This is a genomic window from Streptomyces sp. NPDC015139, from assembly GCF_043079785.1.
GTDB lineage: Bacteria > Actinomycetota > Actinomycetes > Streptomycetales > Streptomycetaceae > Streptomyces > Streptomyces albidocamelliae.
In genome coordinates, this window is the sequence record NZ_JBIBUW010000003.1 from 464,896 (window position 1) to 491,686 (window position 26,791).

Below are 26,791 nucleotides of genomic sequence, written 5' to 3' on the forward strand. Positions count from 1 at the left end.
CTCTCATCGGCGTGTCCGAGGGCCGATTCGACACATAAACAGACCTAAGTTGGTCCAGTGGAGCAACACAGAACGCGACCCCCGAACGACGGAAGGCGACGTGGCACGCCGCACGGCTCTCTGCCGTCGCAGGCCGGACGCCGGTCCGGCGGAGCACGGCCCGGACGGGCGGAACGGCCGTTACGACAGGTCCGGGGCGCCCGGCAGGCGCCACGGGGCCCGGGGCTGCCGGACCTCCGGCTCACCGGCCTCGGCAGCGGTCTGTTCTGCGGCGCGGCGACGTTCCTGCTCGGCTGCCTGGACTGGTTGCTGTTCGACGGATCCCTGACCGTGTACGGGGTGCTGTTCCTGCCGGTGTGCGTGCTGACCGCGCTCTGGGTGCGCGAGGGGGACGTGTTGTCCGCGCCCGTGGTCGTACCGATCGCGTTCGTCGTGGGGCTGCTCCCCGTCGCCGACGGCGACGGGGGACTGACCGGCCGCATGGTGGGGCTGGCCACCGGCCTCGCCACCCAGGCCGGCTGGCTGTACGGGGGGACGCTCGTGGCGGGGATGATCGTGCTCGTCCGCCGGGTGCGGTGGGTACGGCGGCGCCGGCGGCGGGGCTGAGCGGGACCCCGTACCGCGGGGCGGCCGCCGCGTGGGTACGGCGGCGCCGGCGGCGGGGCTGAGCGGGACCCCGTACCGCGGGGCGGCCGCCGCTAGCCCCGGCCCTGCCGGCCCCGGCCCTCCTGGGCCGCTCTCATCGCCGCCCCCACGATCCCCGCGTTGTTCTGCAGCTGCGCGGGGACGATCTCGGCCTCGATGCCCTCGATGAGGTGCAGGAACTTGTCGGACTTGCGGCTGACCCCGCCGCCGATGATGAACAGCTCCGGCGAGAACAGCATCTCGACGTGCGCGAGGTACTTCTGGACGCGGTGCGCCCACTGCTGCCAGCTCAGGTCGTGGTCGTCCTTGGCCTTGCTGGAGGCGCGCGTCTCCGCGTCGTGGCCGTTCAGCTCCAGGTGGCCCAGCTCCGTGTTCGGCACGAGGACGCCGTCCACGAAGACGGCGCTGCCGATGCCGGTGCCGAAGGTGAGCAGGATGACCGTGCCCCGACGGTCCCGCCCGGCGCCGAACTGCATCTCGGCGACGCCCGCCGCGTCGGCGTCGTTGACCACGGTCACCGGCAGGCCGCCGAGCTTGCCGCCGAACAGGGCGCGCGCGTCGGTGTCGATCCAGCTCTTGTCGACGTTCGCCGCCGTGCGGACCGTGGCGCCGCCGGTGACCACTCCGGGGAAGGTCAGCCCGACGGGGCCGGTCCAGCCGAAGTGGTCGATGACCTGCTTGACCCCGTCGGCCACGCCGTCGGGCGTCGCCGGATGCGGGGTGAGCACCTTGCAGCGCTCCTGGGCCAGGGTGCCCTCGTCCAGGTCCACAGGGGCGCCCTTGATCCCGGATCCACCGATGTCCACGCCGAAGATCTGCATGGCACCACGTTACGACGGACCACTGACGGTCACTACGGTGAGCGGCGGGGTGATCCGCCGGCCGTCACTCGGCGGCGGTGCCCGTGGCGCCCGAGCCGCCGCGTTCGGCGACCAGGGTGGCCGCCTCGTCGCGCAGGTCCCGGCGCAGTTCCTTGGGCAGCGAGAAGGTGATGGACTCCTCGGCCGCCTTGACGATCTCCACGTCGCCGTAGCCGCGCTCGGCGAGCCACTCCAGGACCTGCTCGACCAGCACCTCGGGCACGGAGGCGCCGGAGGTGACACCGACCGTGGTGACGCCCTCCAGCCAGGCCTCGTCGACCTCGTCGGCGAAGTCCACCAGGTAGGCGGCGCGGGAGCCGGCCAGCTTGGCGACCTCGACCAGCCGCTTGGAGTTGGAGGAGTTGCGCGAGCCGACGACGATGACCAGCTCGGCCTCGGCGCCCATCTGCTTCACGGCGAGCTGGCGGTTCTGCGTGGCGTAGCAGATGTCGTCGCTGGGCGGGGAGACGAGCCCGGGGAACTTGGTCTTCAGGGCGTCGACGGTCTCCATCGTCTCGTCGACGGACAGGGTGGTCTGGGACAGCCACACGACCTTCGACGGGTCGCGGACCTCGACCTTGGCGACGTCCTCGGGACCGTCGACGAGCTGGATGTGGTCGGGGGCCTCGCCGGAGGTGCCGATGACCTCCTCGTGGCCCTCGTGCCCGATCAGGAGGATGTCGAAGTCGTCGTTCGCGTAGCGGACGGCTTCCTTGTGCACCTTGGTGACCAGCGGGCAGGTGGCGTCGATGGTGGCGAGGCGGCCCTGCCGGGCCTCCTCGTGCACGACGGGGGCGACGCCGTGCGCCGAGAACATGACGATGTTGCCGGGCGGCACCTCCTCCGTCCGCTCGACGAAGACGGCGCCCTTCTTCTCCAGGGTCTGCACGACGTACTTGTTGTGGACGATCTCGTGCCGGACGTAGATCGGGGCCCCGTACTGCTCGAGGGCCTTCTCGACGGCGATCACGGCGCGGTCCACACCGGCGCAGTAGCCCCGGGGGGCGGCGAGCAGGACACGGCGGCCAGGCGAAGCGGTCATGCGTCCCATCGTAAGGCCGCGTTCGGTGGCGCAGAGATCGCGTCCCCGCTCGCCCGCGGGGAACACCGGATCCCCTGTCCGACACCGGTACGGCCGCCTCCGCGACCGACACGCACGCCGGGCTGCGGCGGCGCGGTCTCGGCGTACGGGACCCGGCGGCCCACGGGCTGCCGTCCATCGCGCCGACGGCCCCGGTCGGGGCGTCCGGCACGCTGGACACCCGGTCGCACGGTGCGGTGGCGCTCGCGGCTCCGCCCGGCCGACCGGCGGGGCCTCGCTGCTCAGCGGCGGCCTGCTCCCGCTCGCCCCACGGCACCCCCCGACGAAGCCCGCCGATGACTGAGTGGCGCCGGTGCCCGGAGCCGGCGGCACCGCGGCTGCCCGCGGACGCGGAGAACCGTGCGCGGCCACCGCCGCCCCGCGGCCGGGCGGAGGCACCGCAGGACGGCGGCCCCTCGCTGTCGGTACCGGCCGATACGCTCGGGCGCATGGCTGTCAACACGTCCCCCGAAGCGCCGCTGCCCGTCGGCGAGGTGTCCCGGATGATCGGGGGCTGGATCGACCGGCTCGGGGCGGTGTGGGTCGAGGGGCAGATCACGCAGTTGTCGCGGCGGCCCGGCGCAGGCGTCGTGTTCATGACGCTGCGCGACCCGTCGCACGACATGTCGGTCAGCGTGACCTGCTACCGGCAGGTCTTCGACGCTGTCGCCGACGTCGTCGGCGAGGGCGCGCGTGTCGTGGTCCTGGCGAAGCCCGAGTGGTACGCCCCGCGCGGCCAGCTGTCGCTGCGGGCCGCCGAGATAAGGCCCGTCGGCGTCGGTGAGCTGCTGGCGCGGCTGGAGCGGCTGAAGAAGGCGCTCGCGGCCGAGGGGCTGTTCGCGCCGGAGCGGAAGAAGCCGCTGCCGTTCCTGCCGCAGCTGATCGGGCTGGTGTGCGGCCGGGCCTCCGCGGCGGAGCGGGACGTGCTGGAGAACGCCCGGCACCGCTGGCCCGCCGTCCGCTTCGAGGTGCGCAACGTCCCCGTCCAGGGCGTGCACGCGGTGCCGCAGGTCGTGCAGGCGGTCAAGGAGCTGGACGAGACGGACGGCGTGGACGTCATCATCGTCGCCCGCGGCGGGGGCAGCGTGGAGGACCTGCTGCCCTTCTCCGACGAGCAGCTCGTACGGGCGGTGTCGCAGTGCCGTACGCCCGTCGTGTCGGCCATCGGGCACGAACCGGACAATCCGCTCCTGGACCATGTCGCCGACCTGCGCGCCTCCACCCCGACGGACGCGGCGAAGAAGGTCGTGCCGGACGTGGGCGAGGAGTTCGAGCGCGTGCGGATGCTCCGGGACCGCGCGCGGCGCTGCGTGAACGCCTCGCTGGAGCGGGAGGAGCGGGGCCTCGCGCACGCGCTGGCCCGGCCCTGCATGGAGGACCCGCACCGCATGGTCGACGAGCGGGCCGATCACGTGGCCTCCCTGGCCGAGCGGAGCCGGCGGACGCTCGGCCATCTGCTGGACCGCGCGGACTCGGAGCTGACGCACACCCACGCGCGCGTGGTGGCCCTCTCCCCCGCGGCGACGCTCAAGCGGGGTTACGCGGTGCTCCAGAAGGCCGACGGGCACGCGGTCCGGGATCCGGAGGAGGTCGCGCGGGGCGAGGCGCTGCGCGCCCGTGTCGCCGACGGCGAATTCACAGTGAAGGTAGGGGAATGACGGGCAAGGCGGACGAGACGCTCTCGTACGAGCAGGCACGGGACGAGCTGGTCGAGGTCGTACGGCGGCTGGAGGCGGGCGGTACGACGCTGGAGGAGTCCCTGGCGCTGTGGGAGCGCGGCGAGGAGCTGGCCAAGGTGTGCCGGCGCTGGCTGGAGGGGGCGCGGGCGCGGCTGGACGCGGCGCTGGCCGAGGAGGAGTCCGAGGGCGAGGACACCGAGTAGACGGACCCGGGAGGCTGTGAAGCGGATCACCGCATCCCGAGGTTTGTTGAACCTTGAACTTCTTTGTCGTAAGGTCGTGCCGTCAGCCGGTCCGGGACTCCGGGCCGGACGCACACCTGAGGAAGTCACGCATGTCTCTCGTTCTTGACCCCGCTGCCCAGGACCTGCTGTTCCGCGAGGCCCGCACCGCGAACACCTTCACCGACGAGCCGGTGACCGACGAGCAGGTCCAGGCGATCTACGACCTGGTCAAGTACGGCCCGACCGCCTTCAACCAGTCGCCGCTGCGCATCACCCTGGTCCGTTCCGCCGAGGCCCGCGAGCGCCTCGTGCAGCACATGGCCGAGGGCAACCAGCCGAAGACGGCCACCGCCCCGCTGGTCGCCATCCTCTCCGCGGACAACGAGTTCCACGAGGAGCTGCCGGCCCTCTTCCCGCACTTCCCGGCCGCCAAGGACGTCTTCTTCTCGGAGCGCCCGGCCCGCGAGGGTGCCGCCGCCCTGAACGCCGCCCTCCAGGCCGCCTACTTCATCATCGGCGTCCGCGCCGCCGGTCTCGCCGCCGGCCCGATGACCGGTCTCGACTTCGCGGGCGTCCAGAAGGAGTTCCTGGACGACGACCACACCCCGCTGATGGTCGTCAACATCGGCAAGCCGGGCACGGACGCCTGGTTCCCGCGCTCCCCGCGGCTGGCGTTCGAGGACGTCGTCACCACCGTCTGAGCCGTACCGCCGGCCGGTGAGGCCGGCGCGCACGCACCCATGGAAGAGGCCCCCGGCATCGCCGGGGGCCTCTTTCCTGCGCAATCGCCGTGCGGCGCGCGGGCAGGCCCGCGGGGCACGGCCGGGCGCCTACCGCATCTTCAGCGCCGCCGCCATCTTCGTCAGGTCGGCGAAGGACGCCGTACCGGCCACCACCGTCGTGGAACCGGGCGTGCCCTGGAGGACCAGGGCGTCGTAGCGGCCGCCGGTGTAGCGGATCCAGGTGCGGTCGCCGATCCGGTCGGTCCGCTTGGTCGCCGCCGCGCCCTGACTGGCCGCGTCGATGAAACGGGAAGGCTTCTGAGCGGACTGCTCGACCTGCACGTACTGCCCGTCGGGGGTCTGGAAACCCAGGTGCCAGCGGTCGTCCTTCTCGCCCTGGAAGCGTACGGAGGTCGCCTTCCAGGTACTCGGCAGTCCTTCGGGCGCGGCCACCGGGTAGCTCACCGCGCGCCGGGCCGTGGACAGCTCGACCTTATAGTCGACCCGCTTGAGTTCGGGAGCGTGATCGTCGTGCGGGATGCTGAGGAAATAGACGACCGCCGCCGCGATCCCGATGAGGGCCAGGGAGAGGATCATGTCCCGGGCCGTCTGCTGCTTGCCTTTCGAACCTGCCACGCCCCCTATCGTCGCAGGTGCCCCAAGCGCTCATCCGTGGGGTCCCCTGCTCATTTTGTCGGCCTAACGATAGAGTCGGGGCGAAGACCCTCATCCGGCCGTCGTCGTATCAGAAAGGTGCGCTCCGATGACCGAAAATCATCACCTGCCGTCCGAGCTCGATGTTCCCTCCGAGGCTCCCGACCGCAACCTCGCCCTGGAGCTCGTCCGGGTGACCGAAGCCGCCGCGATGGCAGCGGGCCGCTGGGTGGGGCGCGGCGACAAGAACGGCGCCGACGGTGCCGCGGTGCGCGCGATGCGGACCCTCGTCTCGACCGTCTCGATGAACGGCGTCGTCGTCATCGGCGAGGGTGAGAAGGACGAGGCCCCGATGCTCTTCAACGGGGAGCAGGTGGGCGACGGCACCGGACCCGAGGTCGACATCGCCGTCGACCCGATCGACGGCACCACGCTGACGGCCAAGGGCATGCCGAACGCGATCGCTGTCCTCGCCGCCGCCGAGCGCGGCGCCATGTTCGACCCGTCCGCCGTGTTCTACATGGACAAGCTGGTCACGGGCCCCGAGGCGGCGGACTTCGTCGACATCAACGCGCCGGTGGAGGTGAACATCCGCCGGATCGCCAAGGCCAAGCGGTCCGCGCCGGAGGACGTCACCGTCGTCATCCTGGACCGGCCCCGGCACGAGGGCCTGATCCGCGAGGTCCGCGAGGCCGGCGCGCGCATCAAGCTGATCTCGGACGGCGATGTCGCCGGCTCGGTGTACGCGCTGCGCGAGGGCACCGGCGTCGACCTGCTGCTCGGTGTCGGCGGCACCCCCGAGGGCATCATCTCCGCCTGCGCCGTGAAGTGCCTCGGCGGCACGATCCAGGGCAAGCTGTGGCCCAAGGACGACGAGGAGCGGCAGCGGGCCATCGACGCCGGGCACGACCTGGACCGGGTGCTCACGACGGACGACCTGGTCTCCGGGGAGAACGTCTTCTTCGTGGCGACCGGCATCACCGACGGTGAGCTGCTGCGCGGCGTGCGGTACCGCTCGGAGACCGCCCTGACCGAGTCGATCGTGATGCGGTCGAAGTCCGGGACGGTACGGCGGATCGACTCCGAGCACCGGCTGCGCAAGCTGCGCGCCTACAGCGCGGTGGACTTCGACCGGGCCAAGTAGCGCCTGCCGTCCGGGGGCCGGCCGGCCCCCGGCGGTGCGGGAGACCGGCCGCGCCGCCGGTGCGGAGCGGCCGCAGCCGTCTTAGGTTCAGCCCGCTATGCGGTTCGCGGCCGTCGCCCGCGCCGCCTTCTTCAGGTCCATCTCCCGGCGGCGGCGCCGGGCCAGGACCACACGGCGCTCGGCCGCCGTGAGGCCGCCCCAGACGCCGTACGGCTCGGGCTGGAGCAGGGCGTGTTCGCGGCACTCGACCATGACCGGGCAGCGGGCGCAGACACGCTTGGCGGCCTCCTCGCGGGACAGCCGGGCGGCGGTGGGTTCCTTCGACGGGGCGAAGAACAGGCCGGCCTCGTCGCGCCGGCAGACCGCCTCGGTGTGCCACGGGGCGTCCTGGTCCCTGTCCTGTGCCGGTCCCCGCTGGGCCGGCACAGCAGCTACCTGCAAGGACGAATGCGGCGGTTGCAGCACGGTCTACTCCTGACGACGGCTTCGCGAGCGAGAGACGATGCAGCAAGGCCTACCCGCTGTGCGCGTGCCTATGCACAGCGTTTCCGATCGCGGGCGTGCGGTGGCCCGTTCACGCCCCCGCACCGCCGCCGCGGACGGACCGGGACCTTCCGGCGACCCGGCGGGCGGGCCACGCCGTCAGCGGTCCAGGTGCTTGCGCAGCTTGCGGTCGACCTTGTCGTGGACCCGCTCCAGGATGTCCGCCACGAGCCTGCCGCGCTTCGGGTGCGCCTCGACGTTGCCGAGGACGGCCCAGCCGTCGACGTAGACGACCGGGGCGTCGGGCTCGCCCGAGTCCAGCGGGCTGACCTCGAAGTTGCCCAGGACGCCGCCGCCGGTGCCGCGCAGCGAGATGTTCTCCGGGACGCGGATCTGGACGTCGCCGAAGACCGACACGGCCTTGATGACGACCTGCTGGTACTCGAAGAGCGCCTCGCTGAGGTCGATCTCGACCGAACCGAAGATCGCGTACGCGTGCAGCCGGCGGCCGGCGCGCCAGCGGCCGCGGCGCATGGCGCTGCTGAACACGGCCACCACGTTGGCGTCGGCCTCGGCCGGCACCGCGCCCGGCGTCGGCCGGGACGGGACCGGCGCGTAGGCGGGAGCGGACCGCTGCCGGTGGCCGGCGGGCAGGTCCCGGATGAAGACCTCCAGCTCGCCCACCGTCTTGGCGTGCAGTACTCCCTCGACGCGCTCGGCGTGCTCGTCGGCGGTCAGCCGGCCCTCGGCGAGGGCCTCGCGGAGCATGTCGGCGACCCGGTCGCGGTCGGCGTCCGAGGCGCGCAGTTCGGAGACGCTCGGTCCGGCGTCCTGGATGGGGGCGGGCTTCTGAAGGTCCACGGCAGCAGCGTACCGAAACGCGATAGATCGCGACTAGGGGGTGGGGCGGCCCGGTCGCGTCCGCCGCTGAGCGCCACCTCACACCTACTGAGCCCTACCTCACAGGTTCCGTGTCCGCGGCAGGTTCTAGGCTGGTGAGGCCCGCCAGCGTCGGCGGGCGCCGTCCGTCAGAGTGAGGAATGGGCTGAGATGCCTGAGTTCGCGTACACCGATCTGCTCCCCCAGGGAGAGGACACCACCCCGTACCGGCTGGTGACGTCCGAGGGCGTCTCCACGGTCGAGGGGCCCGACGGGCGGACGTTCCTCAAGGTCGAGCCCGAGGCGCTGCGCAAGCTCGCCGAGGAGGCGATCCACGACATCCAGCACTACCTGCGCCCCGCCCACCTCGCCCAGCTCCGCCGCATCATCGACGACCCCGAGGCGTCGGGCAACGACAAGTTCGTCGCGCTGGACCTGCTGAAGAACGCGAACATCGCGGCGGCCGGTGTGCTCCCGATGTGCCAGGACACCGGCACGGCGATCGTCATGGGCAAGCGCGGCCAGAACGTGCTGACCGAGGGCGGCGACGAGGCGGCGCTGAGCCGCGGCATCTACGACGCGTACCTGAACCTCAACCTGCGCTACTCGCAGATGGCTCCGCTCACCATGTGGGAGGAGAAGAACACCGGCTCCAACCTGCCGGCCCAGATCGAGCTGTACGCGACCGACGGCGGCGCCTACAAGTTCCTGTTCATGGCCAAGGGCGGCGGCTCGGCCAACAAGTCCTTCCTGTACCAGGAGACGAAGGCCGTCCTGAACGAGACCTCCATGATGAAGTTCCTGGAGGAGAAGATCCGTTCGCTCGGTACGGCCGCCTGCCCGCCGTACCACCTGGCGATCGTCGTCGGCGGCACGAGCGCCGAGTACGCGCTGAAGACCGCGAAGTACGCCTCCGCGCACTACCTGGACGAGCTGCCCTCCGAGGGCTCCCCGCTGGGCCACGGCTTCCGGGACAAGGAGCTGGAGGAGAAGGTCTTCGAGCTGACCCAGAGGATCGGCATCGGCGCGCAGTTCGGCGGCAAGTACTTCTGCCACGACGTCCGCGTGGTCCGCCTGCCCCGGCACGGCGCCTCCTGCCCGGTCGCCATCGCCGTCTCCTGCTCCGCCGACCGCCAGGCGGTCGCGAAGATCACCGCCGAGGGCGTCTTCCTGGAGCAGCTGGAGACCGACCCGGCGCGGTTCCTGCCGGAGACGACCGACGAGCACCTCGACGAGTCCTCCGACGTGGTGAAGATCGACCTGAACCAGCCGATGGACACGATCCTCGCCGAGCTGACGAAGTACCCGGTCAAGACCCGGCTGTCGCTGACCGGCCCGCTGGTCGTCGCCCGGGACATCGCGCACGCGAAGATCAAGGAGCGGCTGGACGCGGGCGAGGGGATGCCGCAGTACCTGAAGGACCACCCGGTCTACTACGCCGGCCCGGCCAAGACCCCCGAGGGCTACGCGTCCGGCTCCTTCGGCCCGACGACGGCCGGCCGTATGGACTCCTACGTGGAGCAGTTCCAGGCGGCGGGCGGCTCCAAGGTGATGCTCGCCAAGGGCAACCGCAGCAAGCAGGTCACCGACGCGTGCGGCGCCCACGGCGGCTTCTACCTCGGCTCCATCGGCGGCCCCGCCGCCCGCCTCGCCCAGGACTGCATCAAGAAGGTCGAGGTCCTGGAGTACGAGGAGCTGGGCATGGAGGCGGTCTGGAAGATCGAGGTCGAGGACTTCCCGGCGTTCGTCGTCGTGGACGACAAGGGCAACGACTTCTTCCAGGACCCGGCGCCCCAGCCGACGTTCACGTCGATTCCGGTGCGGGGCCCTGGCCTGGCGTAGTGCCATCGGTGCGGCGGGGACGGATCTCGCCCCCGCCGCCCCTGCCCATCCCGTCTCCAGGGGCTGCCGCCCCTTCGACCCCGTTCCCGGGGGCTCCGCCCCTTGGGTCCCCGCCGGGACTCCGCCCCGGACCCCGTTCGGCCCGAACGGCCTCGTGCTCAAACGCCGGACGGGCTGAGTGGTGCCGTCCGCCGAACAAGTCGAACGACTTCTTCCAGGACCCGGCTCCGTCCCCGACGTTCACGTCGATCCCGGTACGGGGCCCCGGTCTGGCCTAGCACGCCGGACGGGCCGGGTGCGCCGCCGGACCGGCGGGACCCGGCCGGTCCGGATGCCGTCCGGCGGGGGCGCTCGTACCCTGTAGCGGTGGAGGTCGCTCCATGTCTTTCTGGATGCACCGGGCCGCGGTCTTCGGCAGGTCCATCCACGCGGTCCGGCAGAAGGCCTGCACGCCTCCGGAAGCGGCCGCTTCGGCCGGTGCGGTGCGGACGCGGACGGCCACGGACGGGTCCACGGCCGTGGCCCGGGGCCGGGAGTGGCGCACCCGGGCGGGCGACGTCGAAGTGGCGTTCCGCCCGCGCCCGACCTAGGGACACCCCGGCGCAACGTGCGGCACGGCGAACGGAGTTGCCCGCCGCCGGCGTGCGGCGCGGCGCCCGTACGGGTGTCCGGACGGGAATACGGGTACCCCGGCCGGTGCTCACGTCTCCGGAGGTACGACGATGACGACCGAAGAGCCGCAGTACCGGATCGAGCACGACTCGATGGGTGAGGTCCGGGTCCCGGCCCACGCCAAGTGGCGGGCGCAGACACAGCGTGCCGTCGAGAACTTCCCCGTCTCCGGGCAGCGGATCGAGCGGGCGCACATCGAGGCGCTGGCCCGCGTCAAGGCCGCCGCGGCGAAGGTGAACGCCCAACTGGGCGTGCTGGACAAGGAGGTCGCGGAGGCGATCCAGGAGGCGGCCGGCGAGGTCGCCGCGGGGAAGTGGGACGAACACTTCCCGGTGGACGTGTTCCAGACGGGCTCCGGCACCTCGTCCAACATGAACACCAACGAGGTGATCGCCACCCTCGCCACCGAGCGGCTGGGCCGGGACGTGCACCCGAACGACCATGTGAACGCCTCGCAGTCGTCCAACGACGTCTTCCCGTCCTCCCTCCACATCGCGGCCACCGCGGCCGTCACCCAGGACCTGATCCCGGCCCTGGAGCACCTCGCCGCCTCCCTCGGCCGCAAGTCCGAGGAGTTCGCCGACGTGGTGAAGTCCGGGCGGACGCACCTGATGGACGCGACGCCGGTGACGCTCGGGCAGGAGTTCGGCGGTTACGCGGCCCAGGTCCGGTACGGCGTGGAGCGGCTGCGGGCCTCGCTGCCCCGGCTGGCGGAACTGCCGCTGGGCGGCACGGCGGTCGGCACCGGCATCAACACCCCGCCCGGGTTCTCCGCCGCCGTCATCGAGGAGGTCGCCCGGGCGACCGGGCTGCCGCTGACGGAGGCCCGCGACCACTTCGAGGCGCAGGGCGCCCGGGACGGCATCGTGGAGACCAGCGGACAGCTGCGCACGATCGCGGTCGGCCTGACGAAGATCGCCAACGATCTGCGCTGGATGTCCTCCGGCCCCCGCACGGGCCTTGCCGAGATCCGGCTGCCCGACCTCCAGCCCGGCTCGTCGATCATGCCGGGCAAGGTCAACCCGGTCGTCCCCGAGGCCGTCCTGATGGTCGCCGCGCAGGTCATCGGCAACGACGCCACCATCACCACCGCCGGTGCCGCCGGGAACTTCGAGCTGAACGTGATGCTCCCGGTCCTCGCCAAGAACGTGCTGGAGTCGATCCGGCTGCTCGCCAACGTCTCCCGACTGCTGGCCGACCGCACCGTCGACGGCATCACCGCCGACCGCGAACGCACCCGCGAGTACGCCGAGTCCTCCCCCTCCGTGGTGACCCCGCTCAACAAGTACATCGGCTACGAGGAGGCCGCGAAGGTCGCCAAGAAGTCCCTCGCCGAGCGGAGGACGATCCGGGAGGTCGTCCTGGAGGGCGGGTACGTGGAGCGCGGCGACCTCACCCCGGAGCAGCTCGACGAGGCACTGGATGTCCTGCGGATGACGCGTCCGTAACCGCGAGCGAACCTTTCCGGCCACCGCCGTACAACCGTGACGCGTACCGCAGCGTCGTATGCCTACGGCACCTAATATCTGTGCATGAAGGACGACGGAGCGGTGACACGAGTGGAAGCGGGACCTGCCGGCCATTGGCGCCCCGGGACACAGGTCCTGTGGCGCTATCGCGAGAACGCCGGCGATCACGTGCACATCGCCCGGCCCGTCACCGTCGTGCGCGACGACGCGGAACTGCTGGCGGTGTGGCTGGCGCCCGGCACGGAGTGCGTACGCCCGGTCCTGGCCGACGGCACCCCCGTGCACCTGGAGCCGCTGGAGTCCCGCTACACCAAGCCCCGTACGGTCCAGCGGGACCGCTGGTTCGGCACGGGTGTGCTCAAGCTGGCGCAGCCCGGCCGGCCCTGGTCGGTATGGCTCTTCTGGGAGCCGGGCTGGCGGTTCAAGAACTGGTACGTCAACCTCGAACAGCCCCTGGTCCGCTGGTCCGGCGGGGTGGATTCCGAGGACTACTTCCTGGACATCTCCGTGCACCCCGACCGGAGTTGGTACTGGCGGGACGAGGACGAGTTCGCGCAGGCCCAGCGGGACGGGCTGATGGACGCGGCGACCGCGGAGCGGGTGCGCGCGGCCGGGCGGGACGCGGTGGCGGTGATCGAGCAGTGGGGGCGGCCGTTCCCGGACGGCTGGCAGCACTGGCGCCCGGATCCGTCCTGGGCGGTACCGTCACTCCCCGATGACTGGGACCGTACGCCCGCGCATGTGTCCTCATGAGACCCTTGATGCGCCCCCAGGCAAGAAACGTAGGATCGTCCTCCGCAAGGGCGCGCACATGCAACTCCCGGCACACGGGCCGGGCCTGACCGAACGTCACCGAGGGGCGGCACGACGTGAGCGAGGAGTACCAGGACACCACGGCCGGCCGCCGAGGCCCCGCCGGTGGCACGGCGACATCTCCTGAGCACCCGGGAATTCCGTTCCCGGGGCACGTATTGCGGGTATCGGGATTTCGGCGGGACCCACTGCGCGCCCGGCGCGCAGCCCCGGACGGATGGATGCGACACGCGTGACGGAGCAGCCCACCTCCTTCGAGCGCCCGCAGCAGGGCGCCGACCCCGCGGAGGCCCGCGGGGCGCTCCTGCGTACCCCGAAACCGCCCGGCAGCCCTGCCTTACCGGTGCAGGCCCGGGCCGACGCCACGCCGTCGGGCCCGGGTACGGCCACGCCCTGTGGCAAGGGAAAGGACGGCAAGGGGAAGGAGCCCCCAGTCAACGGCCCCGAGCACTCCCAGCCCGCCGCGACGGAACCCGGCGCACACCGCCCGCGCCCCGCACCGGAGGTGATCCCGCCGCAGCCCGGTGCCGATCAGGAGCGGGCACCGGCTGCCGGCCAGGAGCGCCGTACCGGGCGCGGGCTGCCACCGGGGCGGCCCATGCCGATGCGGCGCGACGGGGACCGGCTGCGGTTCGTGGGCGCGGCCACCCGCCGGATCGCCCGCGGGCTGGACCTGGACGAGATCGTGATGGGGCTGTGCCGGGCCACCGTGCCGACCTTCTCCGACGCGATCCTGGTCTACCTGCGCGACCCGCTGCCGGTCGGCGACGAGCGGCCCACCGGGCCGGTGGTGCTCCGGCTGCGCCGCACGGACCGGATACCGGAGGAGCGGGACACCGACGGGGTGGCGCTGCCGCCCGCCTTCGAGCCGGAGCCGGAACCGCCCGCGCTGACCGACCTGTCCTCGCTGACGACGGAGCTGTGCGAGGTGCGGCCCGGCGGTGCGCTGAACGAGGTGCTGCGCGGGGTGCGGCCGGTGTTCGCCGACGCGCCCGCGGCCCGGGCCGCGCTGCCCGAGCTGCTCGGTGAGAACGGCGAGGCGGTCGTCCCGGACGGCCGGCACGCGATCCTCGCCCCGCTGCGCGGGCGGCGCCGGGTGATCGGCGCCGCCCTGTTCCTGCGCCGCCCGGAGCGGCCGGCGTTCGAGGCGGACGACCTGCTGGTGGCCGCGCAGCTGGCCACGCACAGCGCGCTCGGCATCGACAAGGCGGTGCTGTACGGCCGTGAGGCGTACATCGCCGACGAGTTGCAGCGCACCATGCTGCCCGAGACGCTGCCCCGCCCGACCGGCGTCCGGCTGGCCTCGCGGTACCTGCCGGCGGCGGAGACCGCGCGGGTCGGCGGTGACTGGTACGACGCGATCCCGCTGCCCGGCAGCCGGGTGGCGCTGGTGGTCGGCGACGTCATGGGCCACTCCATGACCTCGGCGGCGATCATGGGCCAGCTGCGCACCACGGCGCAGACCCTGGCCGGGCTGGACCTGCCCCCGCAGGAGGTGCTGCACCACCTGGACGAGCAGGCGCAGCGCCTGGGCACCGACCGCATGGCGACCTGCCTGTACGCCGTCTACGACCCGGTCACGCACCGCATCACCATCGCCAACGCCGGTCATCCGCCGCCGGTGCTGCTGCACCTGGGCGGCCGGGCCGAGGTGCTGCGGGTGCCGCCGGGCGCCCCGATCGGGGTCGGCGGGGTCGACTTCGAGGCGGTCGAGCTGGACGCGCCCGCCGGGGCCACCCTGCTGCTCTACACCGACGGGCTGGTGGAGTCGCGGCTGCGGGACGTGTGGACCGGCATAGAGCAGCTGCGGGAGAAGCTGGCCGCGACCGCGCAGCTGACCGGGCCGGACCATCCGCCGCCGCTGGAGGCGCTGTGCGACGAGGTGCTGGACATGCTCGGTCCGGGCGACCGGGACGACGACATCGCGCTGCTCGCGGCCCGCTTCGACGGGATCGCGCCGAGCGATGTCGCCTACTGGACGCTGGAGCCGGAGGACTCGGCTCCCGGCCAGGCCCGCAGGCTGGCGCGGCGCGCGCTCGCCCGCTGGGACCTGGAGGACCTGTCGGACTCGGTGGAGCTGCTGGTCAGCGAGGTCGTGACGAACGCCGTCCGGTACGCCTCGCGGCCGGTGACCCTGCGGCTGCTGCGGACGCATGTGCTGCGCTGCGAGGTCGGTGACGACGTGCCGCAGTTGCCGCGGCTCAGGCAGGCGCGGGCCACGGACGAGGGCGGGCGCGGCCTGTACCTGGTCAACAAGCTGGCCCGGCGCTGGGGCGCGACCCGGCTGAGCACCGGCAAGGTGGTGTGGTTCGAGCTGAACCGGGGCTGATCCCGGCCGGCATGACGACGACGAAGGGCGCCAGGATCACTCCGGGCGCCCTTCGTCGTCGTGGCGCGTCTACTGGCGGAGCCCGCTTGCGGGGTCGAGCGGGTCCTCGGTGACGGGTTCCGTGGGCGGCCCGGTGCTCGGCGACTGGGACGGCGACTGGCTGGGCGGCTTGCTGGACGGCGTCTGCGACGGGGTGTCGGACGGCGAGTTCGACGGCGGCGCGGACGACGTCGGCGGCTCGCTGGACGGCGTCTGCGACGGGGTGTCGGACGGCGACTGGGACACCGTCGGGGTCTCGGTCGGCTCGACGGCAGCGCCCTGCGTGGTGTTCAGGTCGAACTCGGCCCTGTCGGTCACGCCGAAGGTGTACGCGGCCCAGATCTTCGCGGGCGGACCGCCGCCGTTGACGCGGCCACCGCCCATCGCGCCCTTCAGCGAGACGTGGTCGTTCTTCTTGATCGGCCGGCCGTCGCAGCCGGTGCCGCCCGCCTTGTCCGCCTCGCCGAACAGGCCGACCGAGGTGACCAGGTCGGGCGTGTAACCGGTGAACCAGGCGGAGCGGTTGCAGTCGGACGTACCCGTCTTGCCGGCGACCTCCTGGCCCTGGCGCAGCGGGTTGCCCGCCACGGACTCCTGGGCCGTGCCGTCGTCGACCACGCCGGTGAGCACGGAGGTGACCGTGTCGGCCGCGGTGCGGCTGATCACCGAGCCGCCGACCGCGTTCGGAATGTGCGCCGAGCGGCCGCGGTTCTCCGCCGACTTCACGATGTTCGGCGTGACCTTGTAGCCGTGGTTGTCGAAGGTGGCGTAGATCCCGGCCATCTCCAGCGGGCTCGCGCCCATGGAGCCCAGCGTCTGGGCGGGCACGGCCTGCATGCCCTTGGTGTCCATGCCGAGCTTGTCGGCGGTGCCCATGACCTTGTCCATGCCCACGTCCACGCCCATCTGCGCGAAGACGGAGTTGACGGACGCGTTCATCGCCTTCTGGACGGTGATGTCGTCGTAGTTGCGGTTGTCCTCGTTCGGCGGGGCGAAGCCGACCTTGGCGCCGTGGTCCAGGACCTGGCGGCGGCTGGTGCCGTCGTAGAGCGTGCCGGCGGTGATCGGCTTGCCGTCCTGCGTGGTGGCGTTCTGCTCCAGCGCGGCGGCGAGGATGACCGGCTTGAACGTCGACGCCGGCTGGTAGTCCGTGCGGGTGGCGTTGCTGAAGTAGTGCTTGTAGTAGTCCACACCGCCGTACAGCGCGACGATCTTGCCGTTCTTGGGGTTGACGGAGACGGCGCCGGCCTGGACGTCGTTGTCGACCTTGCGCCTCTTCTTGTCCAGCTTGCCGGTCAGCTCCGACTTGACGGCCTTCTCCAGCGCGGCCTGCTTCTTGCGGTCGATGTTGAGGGTGATCGTCCAGCCCTGGTCGATGACCGCGCTCTCCGCCTGGCCCCGGCTGAGTCCCTCCTGCTCCATCAGCTGCTGCTCCAGCTGCTGGTTGGCGAGCTCGACGAGGTAGCCCTTCTGCCCGTCGAGGCCCGGGGCGCCCTTGGGTGCCTTGGGGTAGGGGAACTTCAGGCCGTCCCGCTGGGACTTGGGCAGCCAGCCCTCCTCGACCATGTTGTCCAGCACGTAGTTCCAGCGCTGCTGGACCAGCCGCTTGCCGGTGGGCGTGGCGACCGCCCAGTCGTACTGGCTGGGCGCCTGGAGCAGCGAGGCGAGGTAGGCGCCCTGCTGGACCGAGAGCCTCTCGGCGTCGACGTGGTAGTAGGCCTGGGCGGCAGCCTGGATGCCGTACGCGTTGCGGCCGTAGTAGCTGGTGTTGATGTAGCCCGCGAGGATGTCGTCCTTGGACTTCTCGCGGTCCACCTTCAGCGAGATGACCAGTTCCCTCAGCTTGCGCGAGACCGTCTGGTCCTGGTTCAGGTAGAAGTTCTTGACGTACTGCTGGGTGATCGTCGAACCACCCTGCTTGCCCTTGCCGGACAGGGTGTTGAGCAGACCGCGGGCGGTGCCTTTGAAGTCGACTCCGGAGTCGTGGTAGAAGCTCTTGTTCTCCGCGGCGACGAAGGTGAGCTGGACCTTGCGGGGCACCTTGGCCAGGTCGACGATCTCCCGGTTGACGTCGCCCTTGCGGGCCAGGACCTTGCCGTCGCTGTACTTGTAGACGTTGCTCTGCCGCTGGGCGGCGGCGTTGCCCTCGGGGACGTCCACGTACAGGTACAGGCCGATGAAGCCCGCGATGCCCAGGAGGCACACGCCGAAGAACGTCCCGAGGATCTTCTTCCAGGTGAACATCCTGCGTATGAGGCTCTTGCCGGGTTTGCCGCCGCCCCCGGCGGGCCCGGTACCGGCCGTGGGTGCGGAGCGGCGGCGGCTGGGCGCCGCGCGGTGGCCACCACGCTGCCGCGCTCGTCTCTCTTCCGCTCGTCCCATGGGTTCCTACGCTCGCTTCCGTCTCGGCATCAGCTCCGAAAGCTAACACCCGCCTATATGACAAAGAGGGTCTGATTCGCTCTTTTAGGGACGTGACAATCAGCACCCGCCCCAAGGGAACCGACGGCCCGGACGGCCGCAAGGTTGCCTGCCGGATCCAAGAGAATCCCTTGACACGCTAAAGTGATATCACTTAGCTAGAACCAAGCTAAGTGAACCAGGCCGGGCGCCCCACTCCGGGGCCGTCCAGAACGGGGGGACCACCATGTCCACGCAGGACTCCGCGCACACACCGGACCACCAAGTCGACGCCGACGTACCCGAGATGCCCGCTCCCCGGGTGCGGGAGTTCGCCGCCCACAGCATCGGCGGCGGGCTCGCGCTGCTGCTCGGCCTGCTCGGACTCGGCGCGGCGGCCGCCCTGCTCGCGGCCTCCTCGGCGGTCGGTGCGGCCGGCGCCCGGGCCGGGCTGATCGTCGCCGGCATCCTGGTCCTCCTCGCCGCCGTCATCGCGATGCGCGGCCTGAACACGGTCGCCCCGGGCGAGGCCCGGGTCGTGCAGCTCTTCGGGCGGTACCGGGGCACGATCCGGCAGGACGGCCTGCGCTGGGTGAACCCCTTCACCTCCCGGACCCGGATCTCCACCCGGGTGCGCAACCACGAGACCGCCGTGCTGAAGGTCAACGACGCCTACGGCAACCCGATCGAGCTGGCCGCGGTCGTGGTGTGGAAGGTCCAGGACACCGCGCAGGCCACGTTCGAGGTGGACGACTTCGCCGAGTTCGTCGCCACCCAGACCGAGACGGCCGTACGGCACATCGCCATCGAGTACCCCTACGACGCCCACGACGAGGACGGCCTGTCGCTGCGCGGCAACGCCGAGGAGATCACCGAGAAGCTGGCCGTCGAGCTCCAGGCGCGGGTGGAGGCGGCCGGAGTGCGGATCATCGAGTCGCGCTTCACGCATCTCGCGTACGCTCCCGAGATCGCCTCGGCGATGCTCCAGCGGCAGCAGGCCGGGGCGGTCGTCGCGGCCCGGCGCCAGATCGTCGACGGCGCGGTGGGCATGGTCGAGGCGGCGCTCGCCCGGATCGCCGAGCGGGACATCGTGGAGCTGGACGAGGAGCGCAAGGCGGCGATGGTGTCGAACCTGATGGTGGTGCTGTGCGGTGACCGGGCCCCGCAGCCGGTCCTGAACACCGGGACCCTCTACCAGTGACGGACACCCCGGACTCCCCGGAGGCCCCGAAGCGCCGGCCCCAGCAGCGCAAGCAGGTGCTGCTGAGGCTGGACCCCTCGGTGTACGAGGCGCTGGCCCGGTGGGCCGGTGAGGAGCTGCGGTCGGCCAACGCGCAGATCGAGTTCCTGCTGCGCAAGGCGCTGGCGGAGGCGGGGCGGCTGCCGCGGGACACGGGCCCGCTGCCCCGCCGGGGCCGGCCGCCCGGCGACTCCGCCTCCGGACCCCCTTCGGCCTGACCGGCCCTGTCCCCGCTCGCGGGACGGGGCCGGCCGTCGTTACCGAACCATGACAATCGGCCGCCACCTGCGCGGCGGTACGGCCCGCCACGAACCGCACACTCCGCGTATACACACCGCGTATACACCGTGTGTAGAGTGCTCCGCATGTCCATCGGTCACACCCTTCTAGGGCTCCTGGAGTCCGGCCCGCGCCACGGCTACGACCTCAAGCGGGCCTTCGACGAGAAGTTCGGTCACGACCGGCCGCTGCACTACGGCCAGGTCTACTCCACGATGTCCCGGCTGCTGAAGCACGGCTTCGTGGAAGTCGACGGGATCGAGGCCGGCGGCGGCCCCGAGCGCAAGCGCTACGCCATCACCGACGCCGGCATCACCGACGTCGAGCGCTGGCTCGCCACCCCGGAGAAGCCGGAGGAGTACCTCCAGTCGACCCTGTACACCAAGGTCGTGCTGGCGCTCCTCACCCACCGGGACGCGGCCGACATCCTCGACACCCAGCGCTCCGAGCACCTGCGCAGCATGCGGATCCTGACCGACCGCAAGCGCAAGGGCGACCTCGCGGACCAGCTGATCTGCGACCACGCGCTGTTCCACCTCGAGGCCGACCTGCGCTGGCTGGAGCTGACCGCGGCGCGACTCGACAAACTCAGTGCGGCGGTGGCCCGATGACTCCTCCCGCCGGCTCCCTGCTCACCGCCGAGAACCTGCGCAAGGTCTACGGCCCGACCGTCGCCCTCGACGGCGCCGAGTTCTCCATCCACCCCGGCGAGGTCGTCGCCGTGATGGGCCCCTCCGGCTCCGGCAAGTCGACGCTGCTGCACTGCCTCGCCGGCATCGTGCAGCCCGACTCCGGGTCCATCACCTACGACGGCCGCGAACTGTCCGGCATGAGCGACACCCGGCGCAGCGCCCTGCGCCGCAGCGACTTCGGGTTCGTCTTCCAGTTCGGCCAGCTCGTCCCGGAGCTGACCTGCGTGGAGAACGTGGCCCTGCCGCTCCGCCTGAACGGCCGTCCCCGCAAGGAGGCCGAACGGGCCGCGCTCACCTGGATGGAGCGCCTGGAGGTGGACGACCTCCGGGGCAAGCGCCCGGGCGAGGTCTCCGGCGGCCAGGGCCAGCGCGTCGCCGTGGCGCGGGCACTGGTCACCGGACCGCGGGTGCTGTTCGCCGACGAACCGACCGGCGCGCTGGACTCCCTGAACGGCGAGCGCGTGATGGAGCTGCTGACCGACGCCGCCCGCTCCACCAACGCGGCCGTCGTGCTCGTCACGCACGAGGCCCGGGTCGCCGCCTACTCCGACCGGGAGATCGTCGTACGCGACGGCAAGTCCCGGGACATGGAGCGCGCGATATGAACGTGCGGCAGTGGGGCCGCGATCTCGGCATGGGGATCCGGTTCGCCTTCACGGGCGGGCGCGAGGGCTGGGTCCGGATGCTGCTGACGGCCGTCGGGGTCGGCCTGGGGGTGGCGCTGCTGCTGCTGACGACCTCGCTGCCGAACGTGCTGACCGCCCGGCACCGCGTCGAGGAGGCCCGCCAGGACTACACCTTCTCGGCCACGCTGCCGAAGAAGGCCGACGACACGGTGCTGATCGCCGCCACCGACACCACGTGGCACTCCCGGGACGTCCGGGGCCGGCTCCTCGAACCCGAGGGTTCGCGGCCGCCGTTGCCGCCCGGCGTGAGCCGGGTGCCGGCCAAGGGCGAGATGGTGGTGTCGCCCGCACTGAAGGAGCTGCTGTCGTCGGACGGCGCGAAGCTGCTGCGGGAACGGATTCCGTACCGGATCACCGGCACCATCGGCGACAGCGGTCTGATCGGCTCGCGCGAACTCGCCTACTACGCGGGCGCCGAGGGCCTGGTGCCGCGGGCGGGTGGGGCCCGGGTGGAGCGGCTGACCGCGTTCGGCGACCCGCATCCGACGGTCGAGAAGGCCGACCCGGTCCTCATCCTGATGATGCTCGTCGTGTTCGTCGTCCTGCTGATGCCGGTCGCCGTGTTCATCGCCGCGGCCGTGCGGTTCGGCGGCGAGCGGCGCGACCGCAGACTGGCCGCGCTGCGGCTGGTGGGCTCCGACAGCCGGATGACCCGGCGGATCGCGTCCGGCGAGGCACTGGCCGGCGCGCTGCTCGGGCTGGTCGTCGGCAGCGGGTTCTTCCTCGCCGGACGGCAGGCCGCCGGGTCGGTGGAGGTGATGGGCGAGAGCTTCTTCCCCGGCTATCTCAACCCCTCCCCCCTGCTCGTCGCGCTGGTCGCGGTGGCGGTCCCGACCGCCGCCGTCCTGGTGACCCTGCTCGCCATGCGCGGGGTGGTCGTCGAACCGCTGGGTGTGGTGCGCGCGGCCAAACCGGCCCGGCGGCGCCTGTGGTGGCGGTTGCTGCTGCCGCTGGCCGGCCTCGGGATGCTGTACCCGATGCTCGGCAAGGGCCGTTCGCACGGCGACTTCAACCAGTACCTGGTCACCGGTGGTGTGCTCCTGCTGCTGGTCGGCGTGACCGCGCTGCTGCCCTGGCTGGTGGAGGCGGTCGTCGCCCGGCTCGGCTCGGGCGGGGTCTCCTGGCAGCTGGCCGTACGACGGCTCCAGCTGAGCAGCGGTACGGCGGCCCGTATGGTCAACGGCATCGCCGTGGCGGTGGCCGGCGCGATCGCGCTCCAGATGCTGTTCGCGGGCGTGCAGAGCCAGTACACCAAGGACACCGGACGCGACCCGAACCGGGCGTCGATGGAGATCGACCTGCCCGACCGCGCACAGGTGAACGCGGCCGGCAAGGAGTTCGCCGCGACCAGGGGCGTGCGCACCTCGGTGGCGCTGTCCACCGGGTCCGTCGCCGACAAGCGCCGCGAGCCGGAGAACATGGCCGACGTCACGGTCGGCGACTGCACCGCCCTGCGGGAGGTGGCCCACCTGCCGTCCTGCCGTGACGGCGACGCGTTCCTGCTGAACAGCCCACAGTTCGACAGCGACTACGTCGCGCGGTTGCGCGCCATCGTCCGGCCCGGCCACCTGCTGTACATCGACCCGTCCGCCTCGCAGGACCGTGGCCTCGAAGTGCCGTGGAAGGTGCCGGCCGGACTGAAGAAGGCCGCCTACCGCAAGGACTCGCTCCAGCAGGGCACCGCCGGGGTGCTGATGACGCCGTCCGCGCTGCCCGGCAGGGCCGTGCCCTCGCTGAGCGGCCGGGTCTTCGTCCGCCTCGACGCGTCGGTGCCGGACGCCGAGGAGTACGTGCGGACCACGACCGCGAAGGTCGACCCGGTCGCGGACGCCTACACCTGGGCGGCGACCGAGCAGTCCGACAAGTACGCCTCGCTGCGCACCGGTCTGTTCATCGGCGCGATCTGTGTGCTCGCGCTGATCGGGGCGAGCCTGCTCGTCTCCCAGCTGGAGCAGTTGCGCGAACGCCGCAAGCTGCTGTCGGCGCTGGTCGCCTTCGGCACCCGGCGCCGCACCCTGGGCCTGTCGGTGCTGTGGCAGACGGCGGTGCCGATCGCCCTCGGCCTGCTGCTCGCCTCGGCGGTGGGGCTGACCCTCGGCGCGGTGCTGCTGAAGATGACGGCCACCCCCGTGGCCGTCGACTGGGCGAGCGTGCTGTCGATGACCGGCGCCGGCGCGGCGGTGGTCCTCGCGGTCACCGTGCTGAGCCTGCCGCCGCTGCTGCGGCTGATGCGGCCGGAGGGGCTGCGCACGGAGTAGGGCGCGGCGGCCCCGGCCCGCACGCACGACGGCTCCGTGCCACCGGACCCCCGGTGGCACGGAGCCGTCGCAGGTGCGCGGGGCGGTGCTCAGCCCTCCGTGTCGAGGACCCGGACCGGCAGCGCGCGCAGGGCCTCGCGCAACGCCGTCGCCAGCTCCTGGTACTCGGCGCCGCGCGCCGCACCCGCCCGCATCGCCAGGGCGACCCGGCGGCTGGGGGCGGGCTCGGCGAAGTAGCCCGTGAGGAGCTGGCTGCTGCGGGTCGTCTCCAGCTTCAGCGCGGTGCGCGGCAGCAGGGTGCAGCCGAGGCCGCCCGCGACGAGCTGGACCAGCGTGGACAGCCCGGCGGCCGTCGTGGTGACCGGCGCGTCCTCCCGGCCGGCCTCCCGGCAGATGTCCAGGGCCTGGTCGCGCAGACAGTGGCCCTCGTCCAGGAGCAGCAGGTTGAGCTCCCTGAGGGCCTCGCGCGGAATGCCCTCGCGGCCCCCGAGCCAGTGGTCGAGCGGGGTGACGAGCACGAAGTCCTCGTCGAAGAGGGGCAGTTCGGTGACCCCCGGCACGCCGAGCGGCACGGCGAGCAGCAGCAGGTCGAGCCGGCCGGAGTGCAGGCCGTCGATCAGGCTGGCGGTCTGCTCCTCGTGCACCTGGAGGTCGAGGTGCGGGTACCGCTCGTGCACCAGGCGCAGCACGGTGGGCAGCAGGTACGGCGCGACGGTCGGGATGACACCGAGCCGCAGCACCCCCGTGAAGGGCGCCCGGACCGCCTCGGCCTCCTCCAGCAGCGCCCCGACCTCGTCCAGCACCGCCTTCGCCCGTACGGCGAGGCGCTCACCGGCGGGCGAGAGCAGTACCTTGCGCGTCGTACGCTCGAGGAGGGTCACCCCGAGGGTCTCCTCCAGCGCCGAGACCGCGCCGGACAGGGCGGGCTGACTCGTCCCGATGGCGGCCGCCGCGTCGCGGAAGTGCAGGTGCTCGGCGACGGCCGCGAAGGCGCGCAGCTGCGCGAGGCTCGGCTGCCTCCGTTTACCGCTACTGATGGTCACTGATAACTACCTCCGATCAACATGACCGAGTGTAGCTATTTCCCGAATCAATGCAGCCTGTGCCAACATCGATTCAGTCCAACCCATGGGAATCGTCCTCAAAAGGGGCGCTTCCTCGCTGCAAGGAGAGCATGTGCTCACTGTCGGTGACAAGTTCCCCGAGTTCGAACTGACCGCCTGCGTCTCGCTGGAGAAGGGCAAGGAGTTCGAGGAGATCCACCACAAGTCCTACGAGGGCAAGTGGCTCGTGGTCTTCGCGTGGCCCAAGGACTTCACGTTCGTGTGCCCGACCGAGATCGCCGCGTTCGGGAAGCTGAACGACGAGTTCGCCGACCGTGACGCCCAGATCCTCGGCTTCTCCGGTGACTCCGAGTTCGTGCACCACGCCTGGCGCAAGGACCACCCGGACCTGACCGACCTGCCGTTCCCGATGATGGCCGACTCCAAGCACGAGCTGATGCGCGAGCTGGGCATCGAGGGTGAGGACGGCTTCGCGCAGCGCGCCGTCTTCGTCGTCGACCCGAACCGCGAGATCCAGTTCACCATGGTCACCGCCGGTTCCGTGGGCCGTAACCCCAAGGAGGTCCTGCGGGTCCTGGACGCCCTGCAGACCGACGAGCTGTGCCCCTGCAACTGGAGCAAGGGCGACGAGACCCTCGACGCGGTCGCGCTGCTGGCTGGTGAGTGACCCATGTCGCTCGACTCCCTGAAGTCCCGCGTACCCGACTACGCCAAGGACCTGAAGCTCAACCTGGGCTCGGTCATCGGCAACTCGGACCTGCCCGCGCAGCAGCTGTGGGGCACGGTGCTGGCGACCGCCATCGCCTCCCGTTCCCCGATCGTGCTGCGTGAGCTGGAGCCGGAGGCGAAGGCGAACCTGACGCCGGAGGCGTACACCGCCGCCAAGGCGGCCGCCGCCGTCATGGCGATGAACAACGTCTTCTACCGGACCCGCCACCTGCTGTCCGACCACGAGTACGGCACCCTGCGCGCGGGCCTGCGGATGAACGTCATCGGCAACCCGGGTGTGGAGAAGGTCGACTTCGAGCTGTGGTCCTTCGCGGTCTCCGCGATCAACGGCTGCGGCATGTGCCTCGACTCGCACGAGCAGGTGCTCCGCAAGGCCGGCGTCGAACGCGACGTCGTCCAGGAGGCCTTCAAGATCGCCTCCGTGATCCAGGCGGTCGGCGTCACCCTCGACGCCGAGGCGGTGCTGGCCGACTCGGCCGAGTAGTCCGCCGCGAGAACGCCGACGGCCCCTGCCCTCCACGGGCAGGGGCCGTCGGCGTTCACCGGCGCGCGGACGCCCGCCTAGGCCGGCTCGTCCGCGGTGGGCGCCGGTACGTGGGCCGTCGGCGCCGCTTCCGTCGTGGCCGGGAGCCCGCTCCCGGGCTCCTGCACCCGCTCCTCGGCGCCCAGTTGCTGTTCCTGGGCGTACTGGCGCAGGTAGCCGACGACCGTGTTCGTCACCGCCACCAGCGGGACGGCCACCACCGCGCCGCCGATGCCGGCCACCATGCCGCCGGCCGCGACCGTCAGGACGACCGCCAGGGGGTGGACGCGGACCGCGCGGCCGAGGATGAACGGCTGCAGCACGTGCCCCTCGATCTGCTGGACCGCGAGGACCACGGCGAGCGTCATGACCGCGGTGAACACGCCCTGCGTGACGAGCGCGACGATCACCGCGAGCGCTCCGGAGGCGACCGCGCCGACCAGGGGGATGAACGAGAACAGGAAGATGAAGACGGCCAGCGGCACGGCCATCGGCACGTCGAGGAAGTAGATGCCGATGCCGATGAAGATGGCGTCGATGAGGGCGACCAGGACCGTGCCGCGGACGTACGCGGTCAGGGTGCGCCAGGCGCGCGGGCCGGCACCGGCCACACCCGGACGGGCGGCGGAGGGCACCAGCTTCAGGAACCACTGCCAGATGCGCACACCGTCGTAGAGCAGGAACAGCGTCGAGAAGAACACCAGCAGGATGCCGGTCAGCGCCTCGACGACGACCTGAACTCCCTCCAGACCCGCGGACGTTATCTGGTCGGTGTTGGCGCCGATCGCCTCCCGGAGGTTCTTGGCGATCTGGTTGATCTGCTTGTCGGTGACGTGGAAGGGGCTCTTCAGCAGCCAGTTGCGCAGATCGTCGATGCCGTTCTGGATCTGCGTGGAGAGCGTGTCGATGTTCTCCATGACCTGCCAGGTCACGAACCAGCCCATCAGGCCGATGACCACGAAGCCGAGGATGGCGGTCAGCGCCGTCGCCGGGCCGCGCGGCACCCCGTGCCGCATCAGCCGGGCGACCGTCGGCTGGAGCAGGGCGGTGACCAGAAGGGCGATGACGAAGGCGAAGACGACCAGTTGGACCGCGCTGATGACCCGCATCAGCACCCACACCGTGCCGGCGAGCACCAGCAGGCGCCAGCCGGCCTCGGCCGCGACCCGGACACCCCAGGGCACCGCCTGCGCGGGATCGGGCCGGGGCCCGGCCGGCGGCGCGGGCCGGCGGACCGGCGCCGGGTCGACGGCGGCGGGAGACGCGTCGGCCGGTTCGGACTCGGCGTGCTCCTTCTCCACCTCGGCGCGACGCTCGTCCAGGCGCTCGCCCATCTCGGTGAGATTGGCGCCGAGCCGGCCGAGCCACCCTGGCACTCGCGACAT

Annotated in this window: 25 protein-coding genes; 17 read left to right on the forward strand and 8 right to left on the reverse strand. The window is 71.8% G+C overall.

From position 1 onward, the window contains the following. Positions 1-57 precede the first annotated feature (57 nt). The gene (locus tag ACF08B_RS10840; RefSeq protein WP_392317030.1) at positions 58-606 is read left to right on the forward strand and encodes a DUF6542 domain-containing protein; all 549 of its coding nucleotides are present in this window, start codon (positions 58-60) and stop codon (positions 604-606) included. Positions 607-698: 92 nt separating this feature from the next. On the opposite strand, the gene ppgK is transcribed toward ACF08B_RS10840, so the two are convergent. Beyond that, positions 699-1,466: a polyphosphate--glucose phosphotransferase gene (ppgK, locus tag ACF08B_RS10845; protein ID WP_392317031.1), complete on the reverse strand. Its 768-nt coding sequence runs from the start codon at positions 1,464-1,466 to the stop codon at positions 699-701. Between the two features lie 64 nt (positions 1,467-1,530). After that, positions 1,531-2,556 carry a 4-hydroxy-3-methylbut-2-enyl diphosphate reductase gene (locus ACF08B_RS10850; protein WP_093475035.1) on the reverse strand — a complete coding sequence of 342 codons (1,026 nt, stop codon included), beginning with the start codon at positions 2,554-2,556 and terminating at the stop codon, positions 1,531-1,533. Between the two features lie 479 nt (positions 2,557-3,035). Here ACF08B_RS10850 and xseA point away from each other — a divergent pair, with 479 nt between their 5' ends. From xseA to ACF08B_RS10865, 3 genes are all read left to right on the forward strand, one after another. Further along, positions 3,036-4,244, forward strand: coding sequence for an exodeoxyribonuclease VII large subunit (gene xseA / locus ACF08B_RS10855; RefSeq protein ID WP_392317032.1), 1,209 nt, complete (start codon positions 3,036-3,038; stop codon positions 4,242-4,244). Further along, positions 4,241-4,468 (forward strand): exodeoxyribonuclease VII small subunit, encoded by a 228-nt coding sequence (locus tag ACF08B_RS10860; RefSeq protein ID WP_093475038.1) that lies wholly within the window; start codon positions 4,241-4,243, stop codon positions 4,466-4,468. Before xseA ends, ACF08B_RS10860 begins: the two co-directional genes overlap by 4 nt. A 131-nt stretch (positions 4,469-4,599) precedes the next feature. Continuing rightward, positions 4,600-5,190, forward strand: coding sequence for a malonic semialdehyde reductase (locus tag ACF08B_RS10865; protein ID WP_392317033.1), 591 nt, complete (start codon positions 4,600-4,602; stop codon positions 5,188-5,190). A gap of 129 nt (positions 5,191-5,319) precedes the next feature. On the opposite strand, the gene ACF08B_RS10870 is transcribed toward ACF08B_RS10865, so the two are convergent. Next, the gene (locus tag ACF08B_RS10870; RefSeq protein WP_392317034.1) at positions 5,320-5,847 is read right to left on the reverse strand and encodes a DUF4245 domain-containing protein; all 528 of its coding nucleotides are present in this window, start codon (positions 5,845-5,847) and stop codon (positions 5,320-5,322) included. 127 nt (positions 5,848-5,974) lie between these two features. Here ACF08B_RS10870 and glpX point away from each other — a divergent pair, with 127 nt between their 5' ends. Then, positions 5,975-7,009 carry a class II fructose-bisphosphatase gene (gene glpX, locus ACF08B_RS10875; RefSeq protein WP_073889167.1) on the forward strand — a complete coding sequence of 345 codons (1,035 nt, stop codon included), beginning with the start codon at positions 5,975-5,977 and terminating at the stop codon, positions 7,007-7,009. Between the two features lie 87 nt (positions 7,010-7,096). On the opposite strand, the gene ACF08B_RS10880 is transcribed toward glpX, so the two are convergent. Beyond that, entirely contained in the window at positions 7,097-7,474 is a 378-nt protein-coding gene (locus ACF08B_RS10880) for a WhiB family transcriptional regulator (protein ID WP_093475044.1), read from the reverse strand. Between the two features lie 177 nt (positions 7,475-7,651). Further along, positions 7,652-8,353 (reverse strand): DUF1707 domain-containing protein, encoded by a 702-nt coding sequence (locus tag ACF08B_RS10885; RefSeq protein WP_392317035.1) that lies wholly within the window; start codon positions 8,351-8,353, stop codon positions 7,652-7,654. Positions 8,354-8,542: 189 nt separating this feature from the next. On the opposite strand from ACF08B_RS10885, the gene ACF08B_RS10890 reads away from it, so the two are divergent. From ACF08B_RS10890 to ACF08B_RS10910, 5 genes are all read left to right on the forward strand, one after another. Next, a complete protein-coding gene (locus ACF08B_RS10890; protein ID WP_392317036.1) occupies positions 8,543-10,213 on the forward strand; it encodes a fumarate hydratase in 1,671 nt (556 codons plus the stop codon). 380 nt (positions 10,214-10,593) lie between these two features. Continuing rightward, the gene (locus tag ACF08B_RS10895; protein WP_392317037.1) at positions 10,594-10,803 is read left to right on the forward strand and encodes a hypothetical protein; all 210 of its coding nucleotides are present in this window, start codon (positions 10,594-10,596) and stop codon (positions 10,801-10,803) included. A 132-nt stretch (positions 10,804-10,935) separates the two neighbouring features. Beyond that, on the forward strand, positions 10,936-12,333 hold the full coding sequence (locus ACF08B_RS10900; RefSeq protein WP_392317038.1) for a class II fumarate hydratase: 1,398 nt from the start codon (positions 10,936-10,938) through the stop codon (positions 12,331-12,333). A gap of 84 nt (positions 12,334-12,417) precedes the next feature. Next, entirely contained in the window at positions 12,418-13,107 is a 690-nt protein-coding gene (locus ACF08B_RS10905; protein ID WP_093475051.1) for a DUF402 domain-containing protein, read from the forward strand. A gap of 277 nt (positions 13,108-13,384) precedes the next feature. Beyond that, positions 13,385-15,496, forward strand: coding sequence for a SpoIIE family protein phosphatase (locus ACF08B_RS10910; protein ID WP_392317039.1), 2,112 nt, complete (start codon positions 13,385-13,387; stop codon positions 15,494-15,496). A gap of 69 nt (positions 15,497-15,565) precedes the next feature. Here ACF08B_RS10910 and ACF08B_RS10915 read toward each other — a convergent pair whose 3' ends face one another. After that, complete coding sequence (locus ACF08B_RS10915; RefSeq protein WP_392317040.1) at positions 15,566-17,917, reverse strand: transglycosylase domain-containing protein; 2,352 nt, start codon at positions 17,915-17,917, stop codon at positions 15,566-15,568. 265 nt (positions 17,918-18,182) lie between these two features. On the opposite strand from ACF08B_RS10915, the gene ACF08B_RS10920 reads away from it, so the two are divergent. The 5 genes from ACF08B_RS10920 to ACF08B_RS10940 all read left to right on the forward strand — a co-directional run bounded on the left by ACF08B_RS10920 (position 18,183) and on the right by ACF08B_RS10940 (position 23,090). After that, positions 18,183-19,136, forward strand: a complete 954-nt coding sequence (locus tag ACF08B_RS10920) for an SPFH domain-containing protein (RefSeq protein ID WP_392317041.1) — start codon at positions 18,183-18,185, stop codon at positions 19,134-19,136. Next, the gene (locus ACF08B_RS10925; RefSeq protein ID WP_392317042.1) at positions 19,133-19,393 is read left to right on the forward strand and encodes a hypothetical protein; all 261 of its coding nucleotides are present in this window, start codon (positions 19,133-19,135) and stop codon (positions 19,391-19,393) included. The genes ACF08B_RS10920 and ACF08B_RS10925 overlap by 4 nt, the downstream gene beginning before the upstream one ends. 147 nt (positions 19,394-19,540) lie before the next feature. Continuing rightward, on the forward strand, positions 19,541-20,065 hold the full coding sequence (locus ACF08B_RS10930) for a PadR family transcriptional regulator (RefSeq protein ID WP_392317043.1): 525 nt from the start codon (positions 19,541-19,543) through the stop codon (positions 20,063-20,065). Next, complete coding sequence (locus tag ACF08B_RS10935; protein WP_392317044.1) at positions 20,062-20,751, forward strand: ABC transporter ATP-binding protein; 690 nt, start codon at positions 20,062-20,064, stop codon at positions 20,749-20,751. Before ACF08B_RS10930 ends, ACF08B_RS10935 begins: the two co-directional genes overlap by 4 nt. Further along, positions 20,748-23,090: an ABC transporter permease gene (locus tag ACF08B_RS10940; RefSeq protein WP_392317045.1), complete on the forward strand. Its 2,343-nt coding sequence runs from the start codon at positions 20,748-20,750 to the stop codon at positions 23,088-23,090. The genes ACF08B_RS10935 and ACF08B_RS10940 overlap by 4 nt, the downstream gene beginning before the upstream one ends. Positions 23,091-23,179: 89 nt before the next feature. Here ACF08B_RS10940 and ACF08B_RS10945 read toward each other — a convergent pair whose 3' ends face one another. Then, positions 23,180-24,127 carry a LysR substrate-binding domain-containing protein gene (locus ACF08B_RS10945; RefSeq protein WP_392317286.1) on the reverse strand — a complete coding sequence of 316 codons (948 nt, stop codon included), beginning with the start codon at positions 24,125-24,127 and terminating at the stop codon, positions 23,180-23,182. Between the two features lie 139 nt (positions 24,128-24,266). On the opposite strand from ACF08B_RS10945, the gene ACF08B_RS10950 reads away from it, so the two are divergent. Continuing rightward, positions 24,267-24,821, forward strand: coding sequence for a peroxiredoxin (locus ACF08B_RS10950; protein ID WP_093475065.1), 555 nt, complete (start codon positions 24,267-24,269; stop codon positions 24,819-24,821). Positions 24,822-24,824: 3 nt separating this feature from the next. Further along, positions 24,825-25,367 (forward strand): alkyl hydroperoxide reductase, encoded by a 543-nt coding sequence (locus tag ACF08B_RS10955; protein ID WP_073889143.1) that lies wholly within the window; start codon positions 24,825-24,827, stop codon positions 25,365-25,367. A 77-nt stretch (positions 25,368-25,444) separates the two neighbouring features. On the opposite strand, the gene ACF08B_RS10960 is transcribed toward ACF08B_RS10955, so the two are convergent. Beyond that, on the reverse strand, positions 25,445-26,791 hold the full coding sequence (locus tag ACF08B_RS10960; protein ID WP_392317287.1) for an AI-2E family transporter: 1,347 nt from the start codon (positions 26,789-26,791) through the stop codon (positions 25,445-25,447).